The organism is Ureibacillus sp. FSL K6-0786, assembly GCF_037965165.1.
Lineage (GTDB): Bacteria > Bacillota > Bacilli > Bacillales_A > Planococcaceae > Ureibacillus > Ureibacillus thermosphaericus.
On the sequence record NZ_CP150191.1, the window covers coordinates 1,814,426 to 1,831,914 of the forward strand.

The following is a 17,489-nucleotide window of genomic DNA, read 5'->3' on the forward strand; positions in this document are numbered from 1 at the left end:
AAAGCAAGATATTTACTGTAAAGCGTAAACAACTAGGCTAACACGACGTAAATGCGACGTGGATTAAAAGCCGTAAGGGTTGCGAGACGCAAGCAAGACAAGGAAATGAGCGAGTGAGAACCGGAGTGTACTATATGCGTACATGAGGATTCGAACGAGCGAAATTGACGAAGTATTGCGCAGCGTATCGAAAACCGAAAAGGTTAAGTTGTTAAGGGCGCACGGTGGATGCCTTGGCACTAGGAGCCGATGAAGGACGGGACTAACACCGATATGCTTCGGGGAGCTGTAAGTAAGCTTTGATCCGGAGATTTCCGAATGGGGGAACCCACTGTTCGTAATGGAACAGTATCTTAACGTGAATCCATAGCGTTAAGAAGGCACACCCAGGGAACTGAAACATCTAAGTACCTGGAGGAGAAGAAAGAAAAATCGATTCCCTGAGTAGCGGCGAGCGAAACGGGAACAGCCCAAACCAAGAGGCTTGCCTCTTGGGGTTGTAGGACACTCTATACGGAGTTACAAAAGGATGGGTTAGACGAACCGTTCTGGAAAGGACGGCCAGAGAAGGTAAAAGCCCTGTAGTCGAAAATCCATCCTCTCCTGAGTGGATCCTGAGTACGGCGGAACACGTGAAATTCCGTCGGAATCCGGGAGGACCATCTCCCAAGGCTAAATACTCCCTAGTGACCGATAGTGAACCAGTACCGTGAGGGAAAGGTGAAAAGCACCCCGGGAGGGGAGTGAAAGAGAACCTGAAACCGTGTGCCTACAAGTAGTCAGAGCCCGTTAACGGGTGATGGCGTGCCTTTTGTAGAATGAACCGGCGAGTTACGATTACGTGCAAGGTTAAGCAGAAAATGCGGAGCCGCAGCGAAAGCGAGTCTGAATAGGGCGTTTTGAGTACGTGGTCGTAGACCCGAAACCAGGTGATCTACCCATGTCCAGGGTGAAGGTGAGGTAACACTCACTGGAGGCCCGAACCCACGCACGTTGAAAAGTGCGGGGATGAGGTGTGGGTAGCGGAGAAATTCCAATCGAACTTGGAGATAGCTGGTTCTCTCCGAAATAGCTTTAGGGCTAGCCTCGTGTGAAGAATACTGGAGGTAGAGCACTGTTTGGACTAGGGGCCCACCTCGGGTTACCGAATTCAGACAAACTCCGAATGCCAGCTATTTATACACGGGAGTCAGACTACGAGTGATAAGATCCGTGGTCAAAAGGGAAACAGCCCAGACCACCAGCTAAGGTCCCAAAGTAATCGTTAAGTGGAAAAGGATGTGGCGTTGCTTAGACAACCAGGATGTTGGCTTAGAAGCAGCCATCATTTAAAGAGTGCGTAATAGCTCACTGGTCGAGTGACGCTGCGCCGAAAATGTATCGGGGCTAAACGATTCACCGAAGCTGTGGATTCGTGCGTTGCACGAGTGGTAGGAGAGCGTTCTAAGTGCGTCGAAGTCAGACCGGAAGGACTGGTGGAGCGCTTAGAAGTGAGAATGCCGGTATGAGTAGCGAAAGATGGGTGAGAATCCCATCCACCGAATGACTAAGGTTTCCTGAGGAAGGCTCGTCCGCTCAGGGTTAGTCGGGACCTAAGTCGAGGCCGAAAGGCGTAGACGATGGACAACAGGTTGATATTCCTGTACCACCTCCCCGCCGTTTGAGTGATGGGGGGACGCAGGAGGATAGGGAATGCACGCCGTTGGTCGAGCGTGTCCAAGCAGCAAGGCGTGGAAGTAGGCAAATCCGCTTCCTAATACGCTGAGCTGTGATGGGGAGCGCGTTACGCGCGAAGTTCCTGATTTCACACTGCCAAGAAAAGCCTCTAGCGAGGCGGGAGGTGCCCGTACCGCAAACCGACACAGGTAGTCGAGGAGAGAATCCTAAGGTGAGCGAGAGAACTCTCGTTAAGGAACTCGGCAAAATGACCCCGTAACTTCGGGAGAAGGGGTGCTCATTGGGGTGCAAGCCCTGATGAGCCGCAGTGAATAGGCCCAGGCGACTGTTTAGCAAAAACACAGGTCTCTGCAAAACCGTAAGGTGAAGTATAGGGGCTGACGCCTGCCCGGTGCTGGAAGGTTAAGAGGAGGAGTTAGCGCAAGCGAAGCTCCGAATTGAAGCCCCAGTAAACGGCGGCCGTAACTATAACGGTCCTAAGGTAGCGAAATTCCTTGTCGGGTAAGTTCCGACCCGCACGAAAGGCGTAACGATCTGGGCACTGTCTCAACGAGAGACTCGGTGAAATTATAGTACCTGTGAAGATGCAGGTTACCCGCGACAGGACGGAAAGACCCCGTGGAGCTTTACTGTAACCTGATATTGAATTTCGGTGCAACTTGTACAGGATAGGTAGGAGCCGTAGAAGGGGGAGCGCCAGCTTCCCTGGAGGCGCCCTTGGGATACTACCCTGGTTGTACTGAAATTCTAACCCGCAAGCCTGATCGGCTTGGGAGACAGTGTCAGGTGGACAGTTTGACTGGGGCGGTCGCCTCCTAAAAGGTAACGGAGGCGCCCAAAGGTTCCCTCAGAATGGTTGGAAATCATTCGCAGAGTGTAAAGGCATAAGGGAGCTTGACTGCGAGACCTACAAGTCGAGCAGGGTCGAAAGACGGGCTTAGTGATCCGGTGGTTCCGCATGGAAGGGCCATCGCTCAACGGATAAAAGCTACCCCGGGGATAACAGGCTTATCTCCCCCAAGAGTCCACATCGACGGGGAGGTTTGGCACCTCGATGTCGGCTCATCGCATCCTGGGGCTGTAGTCGGTCCCAAGGGTTGGGCTGTTCGCCCATTAAAGCGGTACGCGAGCTGGGTTCAGAACGTCGTGAGACAGTTCGGTCCCTATCCGTCGTGGGCGTAGGAAATTTGAGAGGAGCTGTCCTTAGTACGAGAGGACCGGGATGGACACACCGCTGGTGTACCAGTTGTCTTGCCAAAGGCACCGCTGGGTAGCTATGTGTGGACGGGATAAGTGCTGAAAGCATCTAAGCATGAAGCCCCCCTCAAGATGAGATTTCCCATTGCATAAGCAAGTAAGATCCCTCAAAGACGATGAGGTAGATAGGTCCGAGGTGGAAGCACGGTGACGTGTGGAGCTGACGGATACTAATCGATCGAGGACTTAACCAATCATTTCAATGTCGTTATCCAGTTTTGAGAGAATAACCTCTCTGAAATTACATACATAATCAAATGAGTCTAGTGACGATGGCAAAGAGGTCACACCCGTTCCCATACCGAACACGGAAGTTAAGCTCTTTAGCGCCGATGGTAGTAAGGGGTCCCCCTTGTGAGAGTAGGACGTTGCTAGGCTCAAAAAGCTATTACTGACGTAAGGTCGGTAGTGGCTTTTTTTTATGCCCCTTACTACCAAGGACTGAAAGTCCAATCGGCGCGATACAGAAACCACATGCTAAACAAAAGCAAAATAAATATTTGAAGGAGACGAGAAGCACGGGGACCAAGAAGTTCAAGGAAGCGAGGCAGCCCGGAGCGGAGCGTACAGTGTACGTGAGCACCGGACTGCCGAAGCTGACACAGAAATTCGCAGGTCAACGTGCTTCGGAGTTAGCGCCGATGGTAGAAAGGGGCCCCCTTGTGAGAGTAGGACGTTGTTTTTTAATATGACACTGTAAATTGCAAATTTTACAAGTGAAAACCCAACGGTTTAAAAAAACAATAAATAGTTAATATTTACAGCATTTAATTGAAAATAACAACAAGGACAAAAAGTCCACTCGAGTTCAATAAACCGCAGTACATCTAAAGAAACACTACAAAAGAAAAAGCATATATAACATTTAATTTCAATAAAAAAGAGAAGATACAGTGTACGTGAGCACCGGACTGCCGAAGCTGACACAGAAATTCGCCGGTCAACGTGCTTCGGAGTTAGCGCCGATGGTAGAAAGGGTCCCCCTTGTGAGAGTAGGACGTTGTTTTTTAATATGACACTGTAAATTGCAAATTTTACAAGTGAAAACCCAACGGTTTAAAAAAACAATAAATAGTTAATATTTACAGCATTTAATTGAAAATAACAACAAGGACAAAAAGTCCACTCGAGTTCGATAAACCGCAGTACATCTAAAGAAACACTACAAAAGAAAAAGCATATATAACATTTAATTTCAATAAAAAGAGAAGATACAGTGTACGTGAGCACCGGACTGCCGAAGCTGACACAGAAATTCGCCGGTCAACGTGCTTCGGAGTTAGTGCCGATGGTAGAAAGGGGTCCCCTTGCGAGAGTAGGACATTGCTTTTCCATAATATCACGCAAAGTGGTGCTTATTTCACAAGTGAAAATCTAACGGTTTAAAAGTTGAAATCAAATGTGACGATGAATTTGAACCATAATTTGTAATACATTACAGTAGCTTTTTTGTAAAGCCCCCTCTATTTTATTGCTAGAAATTGTTATTGCAAGCCGCATATTTTACACATATAAATAAAAATACACTCCACCTAATCTGATTCGAAACAAACGGTCATGACATCATCGAATCAACACCATGTCATAAAAGCAAGTAAAGAATAAATATATTAGTAATATCCCTTTTTGAGGTGGAAAAATGAGACGGTTAAGAAGAAATATAATGGTGATAATTTTTATATTAATTGCAAGTCTTATTCATTTTATCTTTCATTATTTTCTTCAATAAGTGGATAGGGAAACGCATCTCTCTATAAAATGAAAACAATTTATTTCTAGATAAGAAATGAATGAGTTACTATATAGAGAGATGTTTTTTTTTGGATTTATAAATGATACATTTTGAATTAATGAATTCTTTTAGATAAACTATTGTTAATGTTAGGGTGAGAGGATACGTGAAGACGATGTACGAAAAGGAAGTGCATTCTTTAGAAGAAACAAATCAACTTGGAATTCGTTTAGCGAATTTACTTGAGCCGGGAGATAATCTAACATTTGAAGGGGATTTAGGTGCCGGGAAAACAACATTTATTCAAGCTTTAGCGAAAGGACTGGGTATTTCCCGAACAGTGAATAGCCCTACTTTTACAATCATGAAACAATATGAAGGGAAGTTGCCGCTTAATCACTTAGATGTGTATCGTTTAGAAAATAGTGATGAAGATTTAGGATGGGATGAAATATTTTATGGTGATGCGGTAACGGTAATTGAATGGGCACATTTAATTGAGGAAAATCTACCGGATGAAAGATTAGATATTGAAATTCAACGAATTGATGAAAATAAAAGAAAATTTATATTTAGACCAATAGGAAAACGGTATGAACGATTATGTGAGGAGTTATTTACATGATTTGGTTAGGAATTGAAACATCAAACGCTCCACTTTCCGTCGCTATCGTAAGAGACGGAGAAGTGCTTTCAGAAATAGTACAAAATACAAAATCAACACATTCTGTTACTTGTATGCCAACAATAGAAGAGGTATTTCGAAAAACTAACTTAAAACCTGTTGATATTGATGCCGTAGCGGTTTCCGAAGGTCCTGGTTCGTATACTGGGCTAAGAATCGGGGTAACGATTGCAAAAACGTTATCTTGGACTTTAAAGAAACCATTAGTTGGCATATCAAGTCTAAAAGTGCTTGCAAGTAATGTTGAATTGTTTGATGGCATTATTTGCACGATGTTTGATGCTAGAAGAAAGAATGTATACGCTGCAGTATATAAAGGGAAAGAATTGAAAACGATTATTCCAGAACATCATGGATCTTTGGAAGAACTGTTGCAACAGTTAAAAGAGTATCAAGAAACAATTATGTTTGTTGGTTCAGATGTGAAAAAATTTAAGGAAGAGATTCAATCCGTTTTAGGTGAACAGGCTAAATTTGCACCGCCTTCACTTAACTTACCGAGAGCTTCAAAATTAATCGAATTAGCTGAAAAAGAACCATTGCCAACATTAGAAATGGTTCATTCCTTTGTGCCAAAATATCATCGTTTAGCTGAAGCAGAGGCAAATTGGTTAAAAGCACATCAAAAGGAGCAAAAAGGATGATTCACTATCGAAAAATGACGGCACAAGATGTGGAGGCAGTGCATGCGATAGAGGTTGAATCGTTTCCAACTCCTTGGACCGAGGATTCTTTTCATTACGAAATGAGAGAAAATCCCTTTGCTCATTACATTGTAGCAGAAGATGACCATGGAACAATTGTTGGATATTGCGGTATCTGGATTGTCGTTGATTCTGCTCAAATTACCAATGTGGCGGTTACTGAAAAATCAAGAGGACAAGGCATTGGTGAAGGGCTTATGCGAGAGGCAATGAGAGTAGCGAAAGAACACAATGCGGAAACGATGAGTTTAGAAGTACGTGTATCAAACATAGTGGCACAAAATTTATACCGAAAGCTCGGATTCCAAGATGGCGGAATTCGGAAAGGATATTATACAGATAACCAGGAAGATGCTCTAGTAATGTGGGTGAATTTATAATGGAAAACTTAATTTTAGCAATTGAAACAAGCTGTGATGAGACAGCTGCTAGCGTAATTAGAAATGGAAATGAAATTCTTTCAAACGTAGTAGCTTCACAAATCGATAGTCAAAAAAGATTTGGGGGGGTCGTACCAGAAATTGCATCTCGCCACCATGTTGAACAAATAACGGTTGTAATTGAAGAAGCATTGGAAAAGGCAAGCATTGTACCATCAGATTTAGACGCAGTGGCAGTGACGGAAGGCCCAGGACTAGTTGGTGCATTGCTTATCGGCATTAATGCAGCAAAAGCCTTTGCCTTTGCTCACGGATTACCGATTATTGGGGTGCACCATATTGCCGGTCACATATATGCAAGTGCGCTTGTTGAACCAATGAAATTTCCTTTATTAGCACTTGTTGTATCTGGAGGGCATACGGAATTAATCTATATGAAAGAACATGGATCTTTTGAAGTCATTGGAGAAACTCGCGATGATGCGTCCGGGGAAGCTTATGATAAAGTAGCGCGGGTGTTAAATTTACCTTATCCCGGTGGTCCGCATATTGATCGAATGGCTCATGAAGCTAAAAAAGGTGTAGATTTTCCACGAGCGTGGTTAGAAGATACGTATGATTTTAGTTTTAGTGGATTAAAATCAGCTGTTATTAATTATAAACATAATTTGGAGCAAAGAGGACAATCAATTGTGCCTGAAGAAGTCGCAAAAGGCTTCCAAGACAGTGTTGTAGAAGTATTGACAACTAAAACGATAAAAGCAGCTAAGGAATTAGGGGTTAAACAAGTAATAGTAGCTGGTGGTGTTTCTGCAAATCGTGGATTGCGAGAAAGTTTAAGTAAAGCGCTTGAACAGGAAGGGATACCATTTACGGCTCCACCACTTTCTTTATGCACAGATAATGCAGCAATGATTGGCGCCTGTGCGGCTTACATGTTTGAAGCGGGAGTAAGATCCGATTTATCGATGAATGGTTTGCCAGGGAAAGAATTGAAAAGTTGGAGTAATACAGACGACAAACTTCGATAAAAGTATAATATTTTCTTCAGAAAAAGATGGGGTATGACATGAAGTCATATCCTTTTTATTTATACACAAAATTATACACAGAATTAAAATATTGAATATTTTTCTTAAAACTTATTCGCAAGTTTGTGAATAGTTTTCTTTTTTGTCAAGACGAACATTCGTACTTATGCACAATCTGTGTATAACTTGTGGATAACCTGTGATAAAGCTGTGAAAAATCAATATATTGTGTGTATTTTTCCAGAACGAAGTGTGGATTTTTTTTTCTGGTGATGTGGATAATGTGGAAAAGGCTGTTGATATGTTGGTATCACTGAGTTTTTATTGTGAATAAAACTGTGGGGAAAATTTATCGAAATTTGTCTATTGACCAAGATATATGTAATATTCGAAAACAAGATTCATGTTTTCCATATATAAATGAAAAGCTACCTGAATATTATTCAGGTAGCTTAAATTTTCAGGTTTTCCAATTCTTCTTGTAGTTCAAGCCATTGAGTTTCGAGCTCGCTGTGAGATTGCTTTAACGAATCCAGTTTATTTTGGAGCTCTAATGCCTTTTCGTAATCACTAAAAATCTCTGGTTCACAAAGCTTCAGTTCGATATTGTTAATTTCCTCTTCATAATTGGACATTTCTTTTTCAAGCTCTTCAATTTTTCTTCGAATTTGACGCTCTCGTTTTTTGACTTCTTTGTTTACTGAAGATGGATGCTGGATTTTGATTTCTTCCTGTTTTGCTTCATGCTTTGTTTCATTCAGTTCAGCTAATTCCATTAATTCTTGTTTTTTCTCTACATAATAATCATAATCACCTAAATACTCAAATGTGCCTGTGGCGGATAGTTCAACGACTTTTGTAGCAATTTTATTCATGAAATAACGGTCATGGGAAACGAATAGTATCGTTCCTGGATAGTCCATCAACGCATTCTCTAAGACCTCTTTACTGTCTAAATCAAGATGGTTCGTTGGTTCGTCTAATACGAGGAAATTTGCTTTTTGCAACATGAGTTTTGCTAAGGCAAGGCGTGCTTTTTCCCCACCGGATAATGTATTAACAAGTTTTAGTACATCATCGCCACTAAATAAAAATTGACCTAAAACGGAACGAATTTCTTTTTCATTCATTAACGGCCATTCATCCCAAAGTTCATTTAAAACGGTTTTATTACTATCGAGTTTTGCTTGTTCTTGATCGTAATAGCCAATTTTAACGTTCGTTCCATAACGAATGCTTCCAGACAGTGGAGATAAATCTTTGACAATGGTTTTTAATAGAGTGGATTTTCCGACTCCATTCGGTCCTACTATCGCAACCCGATCTTGTCGGAAGATGCGCAAATAGATATTTTCAGAAATTATTTGATTTTGCTCATATCCAATTGATAAATCATCGATTGATAGTACATCATTTCCGCTTTGTCTTTCGATATCAAATCCAAATTTTGCTGATTTTTCATCACCAATTGGGGCATCCATCCATTGGGTACGTTCCAACATTTTTCTTCGGCTTTTTGCAAGCTTTGCTGTAGAAGCACGTGCGATATTTTTTTGAATAAAAGCTTCAAGTTTCGCTTTTTCATCTTGCTGTTGCTCATACATTTTTAAATCGCGTTCATATTGTTTTGCTTTTTGGTCCAAATAATCGCTATAATTTCCTATATACTTTGTTACGCGAGTTCTTGATACTTCATAAACGATATTGACGATTTGATCGAGAAAATAACGGTCGTGAGAAACGATTAAAATGGCACCTGTATAAGCTTTTAAATAATTTTCAAGCCAACTTAATGTTTCGATATCTAAATGGTTCGTAGGCTCGTCTAAAATCAGTAAATCCGGTTTGCTTAGTAGCAATTTTGCAAGGGCAAGTCGTGTTCGTTGACCACCCGATAAGGAAGAAACAGGTTTATCATACATGTCGGGGAAGAATTTCATACCATGGAGTACGGAACGTGTATCTGCTTCATATTGATAGCCACCTGCTTCTTTAAAAGAATGTTGTAGTTGATCATATTCTGCCATAATACGAGAGTAATTCGTTGGACTCTCATACACGGATGGGTCAGCCATTTGTTGTTCTAATTCGCGAAGTCGCATTTCTTGTTTTTTTAACGGTTCAAACACCGTCATTATTTCTTCCCAAATTGTACGTTTGGATTCAAGACCAGCATGTTGTTCTAAATACCCAATTGTTATATCTTTAGGAATAATGATTTCGCCAGAATCGTAAGACAATTGTCCAGCGATGATTTTTAATAACGTAGATTTACCCGCACCGTTGCGACCTACTAATGCGACACGGTCACGGTGTTGAACTTCTAATTTTACATCCTTTAATATTTCATCAGATAAGAATGATTTTGTTAATTGATTTACTTGAAGTATGATCATGTTTACACCTCTGTTCACTACTATTAGTGTAATAGAAGACAGGAATTCAAGCAATGTGAACGCTTTACTTATTTAGCTATGTTTAGTAATATAAAATCAATTTCGAGTTGAAGTTAACAGGGGGATTATTGTGAAAAGAGATATAAAAATTCCACAGGCGACAACAAAAAGACTTCCTCTTTATTATCGGTTTTTACAGAACTTTGCAAATGATGGAAAACAGAGAGTTTCATCTCAAGAATTAAGTGAGGCAATGAAGATTGACTCCGCTACAATTCGAAGAGATTTTTCTTATTTTGGCGCCTTAGGTAAAAAAGGATATGGATATGATGTTTTGTATTTGTTGGAATTTTTTAGACAAATTCTAGATCAAGATGAAGGCGCGAATGTCGCTCTTATTGGCGTGGGGAATTTAGGAAATGCCCTTTTGAAATATAATTTCCAAAAAAATCATAATACGAGAATCGTTGTTGCGTTCGATACAAAGGCGCCAATGGAAGGGCATGAAGTAAATGGAATCCCAGTTTATCATCCCGATCGATTAGAAGAAATGTATCAAAAATATAATGCAGAACTTGCAATATTAACTGTATCTTCACGCTCTGCCCAAGCCATTGCTGATCGCTTATCAGCAATCAACGCAAAAGGAATATTGAATTTTACTCCTGTTCGTTTAAATGTTCCGGAAACGATGAAAGTAATGAATATCGATTTAGCAGTTGAACTAGAGGCTTTAATTTATTTAATTCGCAATAGTGATTGATAAAAAGTTTTCACAATCTATTTCCGTTATGTAATGCAAAATATGTCGAATTGGGGTAAAATAAATACATAAACTGAGGAGGTGTCATCGATGGTTGTGCATTTAAGTGCAATTACACCAACTGCCCTTATTATTATCGGGATTGTTGCATTGATTATTTTCGGACCGAAAAAATTACCTGAATTTGGACGAGCAATGGGAACGACTTTGCGTGAGTTCAAAAAGGGTACACAAGGTTTAATAGATGATAGCGATGTTACTGATAAAAAGAACATCATCGAGATAGATCAGCAACAAAAATCCATTGAGAAAGTTGAAACGAAAGAACAAGAACACAATAAGTAATAATAAGGATGTCTAAAAGAAAAATGGATCCAAAAGAACTTCCTATTATAGAACATATAGAGGAATTAAGAAAGCGCTTAATTATTTGTGCTGTTTTTTTCGTTATCGCATTAATAGCTGGATTCTATGTTGCAGAACCAATCATTAAATTCATTCAGCATGATAATGAAGAATTAGAGGCATTAACATTAAATGCATTCAAAGTAAGCGACCCGCTTACTGTATATTTAGAAGTATCCTTCTTTGTAGCATTAATTTTGACATCTCCGGTGATTTTGTACCAACTTTGGGCATTTATTGCACCGGGCTTGTATGAATCTGAGAGGAAAGCAACATTAAAATATATACCGTATTCCTTTGTTTTGTTTTTAGTTGGATTATTGTTTTCTTACTTTATTCTTTTCCCAAACGTTATGAATTTCATGATGAACTTGTCGGAGCGGTTAGATATTCAGCAAACAATCGGCATTAACGAATATTTCTCTTTTTTATTTAAATTAGTGATTCCATTTGGTTTTTTATTTCAACTTCCAGTCATTACATTGTTTTTATCCCGTCTCGGGGTATTGAATCCAAACTTAATGTCAAAGTTTAGAAAGTATTCTTACTTTGTATTATTTGTTATTGCCGTATTAATTTCGCCACCTGACTTAATTTCATATATTCTAATGTCCATTCCGTTATTTGTTTTGTATGAAATTAGCATTGCTATTGCAAAAATCGGATATAAGAAATATTTAAAAGCAGAAGAACAGCGTATGCAAGAAGAAAAGGAAGCGGAACAAAGACAACAAGTGGAAGCTGCGTTAGCAGAACAAAGACGTCTAATTGAACAAATGAAGGAACAAAATTAAAGCCTATTTTCTATGAAATTCATGGAAAATAGGCTTTTTCTTTATTCATGCTTATAAAGCAGGCTATGCTTAATGAAAAAATTGTTGAATTTTTTCAATGTTCAATTGTAAGTATGTAACAAAACCATTTAGCATCATGTGCGCAATGATTGGAGTGATTAAACGTTTTGTCTTATTATATAGGAAGGCAAAAATAAAACCAGTTATGGTATAAAGAATGATATGACTAAAATCTAAATGAATAATCGCAAAGACGATTGCACTTATGAAGGCAGCTAACCAAAAGTTATTTTGTGCTTGCATAATCGATCCAAATATTACGCGGCGAAACACAAGTTCTTCTAAAATTGGTCCAAAAATAACGGAAGCTAGAATCATGATTGGTGCGATTTTTGTAATGTTTATAATGGCTTCAGTATTTTCAGAGCCAAGCTCAATGCCTAATGCCGATTCAATTTGAATACCAATCACTTGACCTAAATAAATCATGAAAAAACCGATAATTCCCCAACCAATTGCTACCGCCAATGGCATTTTTTCTCCTTTTAAACAATTCCAAAAGTTTTTATTTTTGGAGATTAAGATAAAAGAAATAATTAATGCTATTCCTGCGGTAATGGATGACCACCAGCCTGCTAATGCAATATACGCTGAACGCCCCTCTAAATCAATAAAGCCTAAAAAGAAACTTTTTAGCGGGGGAATCCATAGTAAAAAAGAAGAAAGTTGAAAACAGATATAAGTGATTAATACATAAAAAGCGGTCTTTTGAGTTTGAATATTTTGCGAATTAGCCAATCGTATATTTCCCTCTTTCTTATGCAAATTCATTAAAATGTAATCATAATATTAATCTTTCCGATCCAAATTAAGGAATGGTGTTTTTACTAATCATATTCTATTGTAGAGGAAGATAGAAAGAAAAGAAATTTTTTATACTTCTCACTTGCAAAAAAAGGGATGATTCATTATTATATAATTGTGTTAGCACTCAGGTGATAAGAGTGCTAATAATGGTAGATAAAATACGAAATGTAGGAGGTTGTTTCACTTGCTAAGACCATTAGGAGATCGCGTGATTATCGAATTAGTTGAGGTAGAAGAAAAAACTGCTTCTGGACTTGTACTACCTGATTCAGCAAAAGAAAAACCACAAGAAGGTAAAGTGGTTGCTGTAGGTTCTGGTCGTGTATTAGATAACGGCACTCGCGTTGAGCCTGAAGTAAAAGAAGGCGATGTGATTATCTTCTCTAAATATGCCGGAACAGAAGTGAAATATGAAGGTAAAGAATATTTAATTTTAAGAGAAAGCGATATTTTAGCTGTTTTATAATCATATAGAAATCAAAATTGCGCCTCTTCCATTGTATGAAATGTCAGGCGTATTTATACCGATTTTGATTACCTATAGATAAAAATAAATGGAGGTAAGGCAAAATGGCAAAAGATATTAAATTTGCAGAAGAAGCTCGTTCGTTAATGTTACAAGGTGTAGATAAATTAGCAAACGCTGTAAAAGTAACATTAGGTCCTAAAGGTCGTAACGTTGTACTTGAAAAGAAATTTGGTTCACCTTTAATTACTAATGACGGTGTAACAATTGCGAAAGAAATCGAACTTGAAAATCCTTATGAAAACATGGGTGCAAAATTAGTTGCAGAAGTTGCTTCTAAAACAAACGAAGTAGCAGGTGACGGTACAACAACTGCAACAGTTTTAGCACAAGCAATGATTCGTGAAGGTTTGAAAAACGTAACAAGCGGTGCAAACCCTGTAGGAATTCGCAAAGGTATTGATAAAGCAGTAGCCGCTGCAATTGAAGAATTGAAAAACATTTCTCGTCAAGTTCAAAATAAAGAAGAAATCGCACAAGTTGCTTCTATCTCTGCAGCCGATGAAGAAGTAGGTAAATTCATCTCTGAAGCGATGGAACGTGTTGGAACTGACGGTGTAATCACAATCGAAGAATCAAAAGGTTTCAATACTGAATTAGATGTAGTAGAAGGTATGCAATTTGACCGCGGTTACGTATCTCACTACATGGTAACAGATACTGATAAAATGGAAGCAGTGCTCGAAAATCCTTACATTTTAATTACTGATAAGAAAATCTCTAGCATTCAAGATATTCTTCCATTATTAGAGCAAGTAGTACAACAAGGCAAACCATTATTAATTATCGCTGAAGATATCGAAGGTGAAGCTCTTGCAACATTAGTATTGAACAAATTACGCGGTACATTCCAAGTAGTTGCTGTAAAAGCACCTGGATTCGGTGACCGCCGTAAAGCAATGCTTGAAGATATTGCCATTTTAACAGGTGGACAAGTTATCACTTCTGACCTTGGCTTAGACTTAAAAACAGCTGATATCACATCTTTAGGACGCGCTGGTAAAGTAGTTGTAAATAAAGAAAACACTACTATCGTTGAAGGTGCTGGAGATCAAGCTGCTATTGAATCACGTGTAAATCAAATCCGTGCTCAAATTGAAGAAACAACTTCAGAATTTGATAAAGAAAAATTACAAGAACGCTTAGCAAAATTAGCTGGCGGTGTAGCAGTAATTAAAGTAGGTGCTGCTACTGAAACAGAATTAAAAGAGCGTAAACTTCGCATCGAAGACGCATTAAACGCTACTCGTGCAGCGGTTGAAGAAGGAATCGTTGCAGGTGGTGGTACTGCATTAGTAAATGTTTATAAAGCAGTAGAAAAAGTATTAGATGAAGTAGATGGCGATGTAGCAACTGGTGTGAAAATTGTGTTACGTGCTCTAGAAGAACCAGTTCGTCAAATCGCAGAAAATGCTGGTTTAGAAGGATCAATCATTGTTGATCGCTTAAAACGTGAAGAAGTTGGCGTTGGTTTCAATGCTGCAACTGGTGAATGGGTAAACATGATTGATGCAGGTATTGTTGACCCAGCTAAAGTAACTCGTTCAGCATTACAAAATGCTGCTAGTGTAGCTGCATTATTCTTAACAACTGAAGCAGTGGTAGCTGATATCCCAGAGCCACCAGCTCAAAATCCAGGAATGCCAGATATGGGCATGATGTAATAACGTTATAAATAAAGACGCCATCCTTTTGGCAGTGTTGAATAGAAAAGGGTTCTTTCCGAAGCAATGGAAAGAACCCTTTTTCTTTGTGTAAAAAAGAAAACCCCCTGCTAGGCAGGGGGTTCCGTATAGCTTACAGCGAGGTATTAAAAAAGATCCCACTTGATGCTAAAATAAATTACGGTTCGCCAACCAAATTTTAGTACCAAGGAGGGACCTATTATGTCTTCTGACACAAATAGTTTAGCACATACCAAGTGGAATTGTAAGTATCACATTGTATTTGCACCAAAATATAGAAGACAGATAATTTATGGAAAGATAAAGAAGATATTGGACAAATATTAAGACAACTATGTGAAAGAAAAGGCGTAGAAATAATTGAAGCTACCGCATGCAAAGACCACATACATATGTTGGTCAGTATCCCATCAAAATTAAGTGTTTCATCATTCGTGGGATATTTAAAAGGAAAAAGTAGTTTGATGATATTCGATCGACATGCCCATTTAAAGTATCGATATGGAAACAGAAAATTTTGGTGTAGAGGATTTTATGTGGATACGGTAGGTAGAAATAAAAAGGTAATTGAAGAATATATTCGAAATCAAATACAAGATGATATCATTGCAGATCAACTCAGTATGGAAGAGTTCGTCGATCCATTTACAGGTGAAGAGATAAAGCGAAAACCTAGGAAAAAATAAAAGAGACCCTTTAAGGGTCAGCTGGAAAAGTAGTGCAGTTGGCGAACCATTCGATGCCCCTTTAGGGGTTGGCCAGTAATAAAGGCTTCTAGCCGCAGAACAAACCACCCGTTCACACGGGTGGTTTTGATTTCGCTTACATCTTCATCTATAACAATATTGAACTGCTAGTATAAATTCAAAATTACTAAATTTAAAGTAAAATAAAAAGGTAATATTTTTTTCTTGATAAATTTGAACTGTAGGTATAGAATAGATTTCGCTTAAATATTGTTACAGAGAGTGTGAATAGATATGACTAAAGAACTGTCAGCACAAAGGCCTCCTTATTTAATGATCGCTGTATTGTTTATAGGAGCCTTTATTTCGTTTTTAAATAATACCTTAATGAATGTTGCATTACCTACCATCATGCAAGATTTTCAAATTAGTTATGCAACTGTACAGTGGCTTTCTAACGGCTATATGTTAGTTAGCGGTGTATTAATCCCTGCCTCTGCTTTTTTCATCACGAGATTTAACACAAAACCTTTATTTGTAGTGGCTACTAGTATTTTTACTTTAGGTACGCTACTTGCAGCCTTCTCTCCTAACTTTGGAACATTGCTTGCCGGAAGAATGGTTCAAGCTGCAGGTTCATCCGTTATGGCTCCGCTCTTAATGAATGTGATGTTAGTTAGTTTCCCAATTGAAAAACGTGGGACAGCAATGGGCTTCTTCGGGCTTATTATGATGGCTGCACCAGCAATCGGTCCAACATTATCGGGCTATATTGTAGAACATTATAATTGGCGAATTCTATTTACGATGATTTTGCCTTTTGCAGTTATTAGTGTTTTATTAGGTTTATGGAAATTAGAGAATGTCATACCAACGAAAAAAAAATCATTGGATTATTTTTCAATTGTGTTAAGTACAATTGGGTTCGGTTCTCTTTTATACGGATTTAGTACAGCTGGTAATAAAGGATGGTCCGACCCTGTAATTATTACAACCATCATCATTGGTATAATTGGCATCGTTTTATTTGTATTGAGACAATTAAAACTTGAATCTCCGTTTTTAAGTATGGAAATCTTTAAGGCTCCTTCCTATACCCTTTCCGCAATTTTTAGTTCCGTGCTTGGAATGGGGTTAACAGGGGGAATGATTTTAACTCCAGCTTATTTACAAAGTGTGCGGCATATCGAACCGATGGAGTCAGGGTTAATGATGTTACCGGGAGCGCTTGTTATGGCTGCAATGTCACCTATTACTGGTCGCTTGTTTGACAAGTTTGGACCACGCGTATTGGCGATAATTGGTATGAGTATTATGACGGTTACAACATATCTACTGTCTCATTTAGAAATTGACACTTCAATTATTTATATCATTTCCGTATATACTGTTCGAACAATCGGGATATCTTTAGTGATGATGCCTGTCATGACAAATGGATTAAATTCTCTAGCACCTCGATTGAATCCACATGGTACTGCAGCAAATAACACCATTCAACAAATTGCTGGTTCCATTGGCACAGCAGTCTTGATTGCGGTGATGAACACAAAGGCTACATCCGTTGGAGAAAAAATGGCAGCGGAAGCGATGCAAGCTGGCACATTTTCGGAGGAAGTAATGGCAAGCATTACCCAACAGGCCCTTTTAGAAGGAATTGAATTAGCATTCTTTGTAGCAACTTGCTTTACTCTTATTCCACTACTTTTATCATTCTTCTTAAAACGTGTAACACAGCCTCAAATTAAATAAAAATGAAACGAACAAAAACCACCATTTTCAATATTGAAAAATGGTGATTTTATTTTCCAATATTCTTTATAAAATTTATAAGAATTATATGATTTATTTTATTATAAAATTATTTTATAATAATTAATGGTCTGATTTGAAATGATATT

At 38.8% G+C, this 17,489-nt stretch carries 12 protein-coding genes, 2 rRNA genes and 1 pseudogene; 13 read left to right on the top strand and 2 right to left on the bottom strand.

Annotation, left to right across the window (positions count from 1 at the left end; genetic code table 11):
* Positions 1-201 precede the first annotated feature (201 nt).
* The 6 genes from NSQ18_RS08950 to tsaD all read left to right on the top strand — a co-directional run bounded on the left by NSQ18_RS08950 (position 202) and on the right by tsaD (position 7,466).
* Positions 202-3,128, top strand: a 23S ribosomal RNA gene (locus NSQ18_RS08950).
* Positions 3,129-3,196: 68 nt separating this feature from the next.
* Positions 3,197-3,311, top strand: a 5S ribosomal RNA gene (rrf, locus tag NSQ18_RS08955).
* Positions 3,312-4,841: 1,530 nt separating this feature from the next.
* Positions 4,842-5,291 carry a tRNA (adenosine(37)-N6)-threonylcarbamoyltransferase complex ATPase subunit type 1 TsaE gene (tsaE, locus tag NSQ18_RS08960; RefSeq protein WP_096549783.1) on the top strand — a complete coding sequence of 150 codons (450 nt, stop codon included), beginning with the start codon at positions 4,842-4,844 and terminating at the stop codon, positions 5,289-5,291.
* On the top strand, positions 5,288-5,995 hold the full coding sequence (tsaB, locus tag NSQ18_RS08965; RefSeq protein WP_096549782.1) for a tRNA (adenosine(37)-N6)-threonylcarbamoyltransferase complex dimerization subunit type 1 TsaB: 708 nt from the start codon (positions 5,288-5,290) through the stop codon (positions 5,993-5,995). The genes tsaE and tsaB overlap by 4 nt, the downstream gene beginning before the upstream one ends.
* On the top strand, positions 5,992-6,435 hold the full coding sequence (rimI, locus tag NSQ18_RS08970; RefSeq protein WP_096549781.1) for a ribosomal protein S18-alanine N-acetyltransferase: 444 nt from the start codon (positions 5,992-5,994) through the stop codon (positions 6,433-6,435). The genes tsaB and rimI overlap by 4 nt, the downstream gene beginning before the upstream one ends.
* Entirely contained in the window at positions 6,435-7,466 is a 1,032-nt protein-coding gene (tsaD, locus tag NSQ18_RS08975; protein WP_339287751.1) for a tRNA (adenosine(37)-N6)-threonylcarbamoyltransferase complex transferase subunit TsaD, read from the top strand. Before rimI ends, tsaD begins: the two co-directional genes overlap by 1 nt.
* A gap of 452 nt (positions 7,467-7,918) precedes the next feature.
* Here tsaD and NSQ18_RS08980 read toward each other — a convergent pair whose 3' ends face one another.
* Entirely contained in the window at positions 7,919-9,862 is a 1,944-nt protein-coding gene (locus NSQ18_RS08980; protein WP_339287753.1) for an ABC-F family ATP-binding cassette domain-containing protein, read from the bottom strand.
* 130 nt (positions 9,863-9,992) lie between these two features.
* On the opposite strand from NSQ18_RS08980, the gene NSQ18_RS08985 reads away from it, so the two are divergent.
* The 3 genes from NSQ18_RS08985 (at position 9,993) to tatC (ending at position 11,824) form a co-directional block, all read left to right on the top strand.
* Positions 9,993-10,625, top strand: coding sequence for a redox-sensing transcriptional repressor Rex (locus NSQ18_RS08985; RefSeq protein WP_016839630.1), 633 nt, complete (start codon positions 9,993-9,995; stop codon positions 10,623-10,625).
* A gap of 90 nt (positions 10,626-10,715) precedes the next feature.
* Positions 10,716-10,970 carry a twin-arginine translocase TatA/TatE family subunit gene (gene tatA, locus NSQ18_RS08990; protein ID WP_016839631.1) on the top strand — a complete coding sequence of 85 codons (255 nt, stop codon included), beginning with the start codon at positions 10,716-10,718 and terminating at the stop codon, positions 10,968-10,970.
* A 23-nt stretch (positions 10,971-10,993) separates the two neighbouring features.
* On the top strand, positions 10,994-11,824 hold the full coding sequence (tatC, locus tag NSQ18_RS08995) for a twin-arginine translocase subunit TatC (protein ID WP_016839632.1): 831 nt from the start codon (positions 10,994-10,996) through the stop codon (positions 11,822-11,824).
* 69 nt (positions 11,825-11,893) lie between these two features.
* On the opposite strand, the gene NSQ18_RS09000 is transcribed toward tatC, so the two are convergent.
* On the bottom strand, positions 11,894-12,622 hold the full coding sequence (locus tag NSQ18_RS09000; RefSeq protein WP_016839633.1) for a type II CAAX endopeptidase family protein: 729 nt from the start codon (positions 12,620-12,622) through the stop codon (positions 11,894-11,896).
* 253 nt (positions 12,623-12,875) lie between these two features.
* On the opposite strand from NSQ18_RS09000, the gene groES reads away from it, so the two are divergent.
* The 4 genes and pseudogenes from groES (at position 12,876) to NSQ18_RS09020 (ending at position 17,340) form a co-directional block, all read left to right on the top strand.
* Positions 12,876-13,157 (top strand): co-chaperone GroES, encoded by a 282-nt coding sequence (gene groES, locus NSQ18_RS09005; RefSeq protein WP_016839634.1) that lies wholly within the window; start codon positions 12,876-12,878, stop codon positions 13,155-13,157.
* Between the two features lie 104 nt (positions 13,158-13,261).
* A complete protein-coding gene (gene groL / locus NSQ18_RS09010; RefSeq protein WP_016839635.1) occupies positions 13,262-14,881 on the top strand; it encodes a chaperonin GroEL in 1,620 nt (539 codons plus the stop codon).
* 222 nt (positions 14,882-15,103) lie between these two features.
* Positions 15,104-15,588 (top strand): annotated as a pseudogene (gene tnpA, locus NSQ18_RS09015) (IS200/IS605 family transposase).
* Between the two features lie 294 nt (positions 15,589-15,882).
* Positions 15,883-17,340, top strand: a complete 1,458-nt coding sequence (locus NSQ18_RS09020) for a DHA2 family efflux MFS transporter permease subunit (protein ID WP_016838929.1) — start codon at positions 15,883-15,885, stop codon at positions 17,338-17,340.
* The last annotated feature ends 149 nt before the right edge of the window (positions 17,341-17,489 follow it).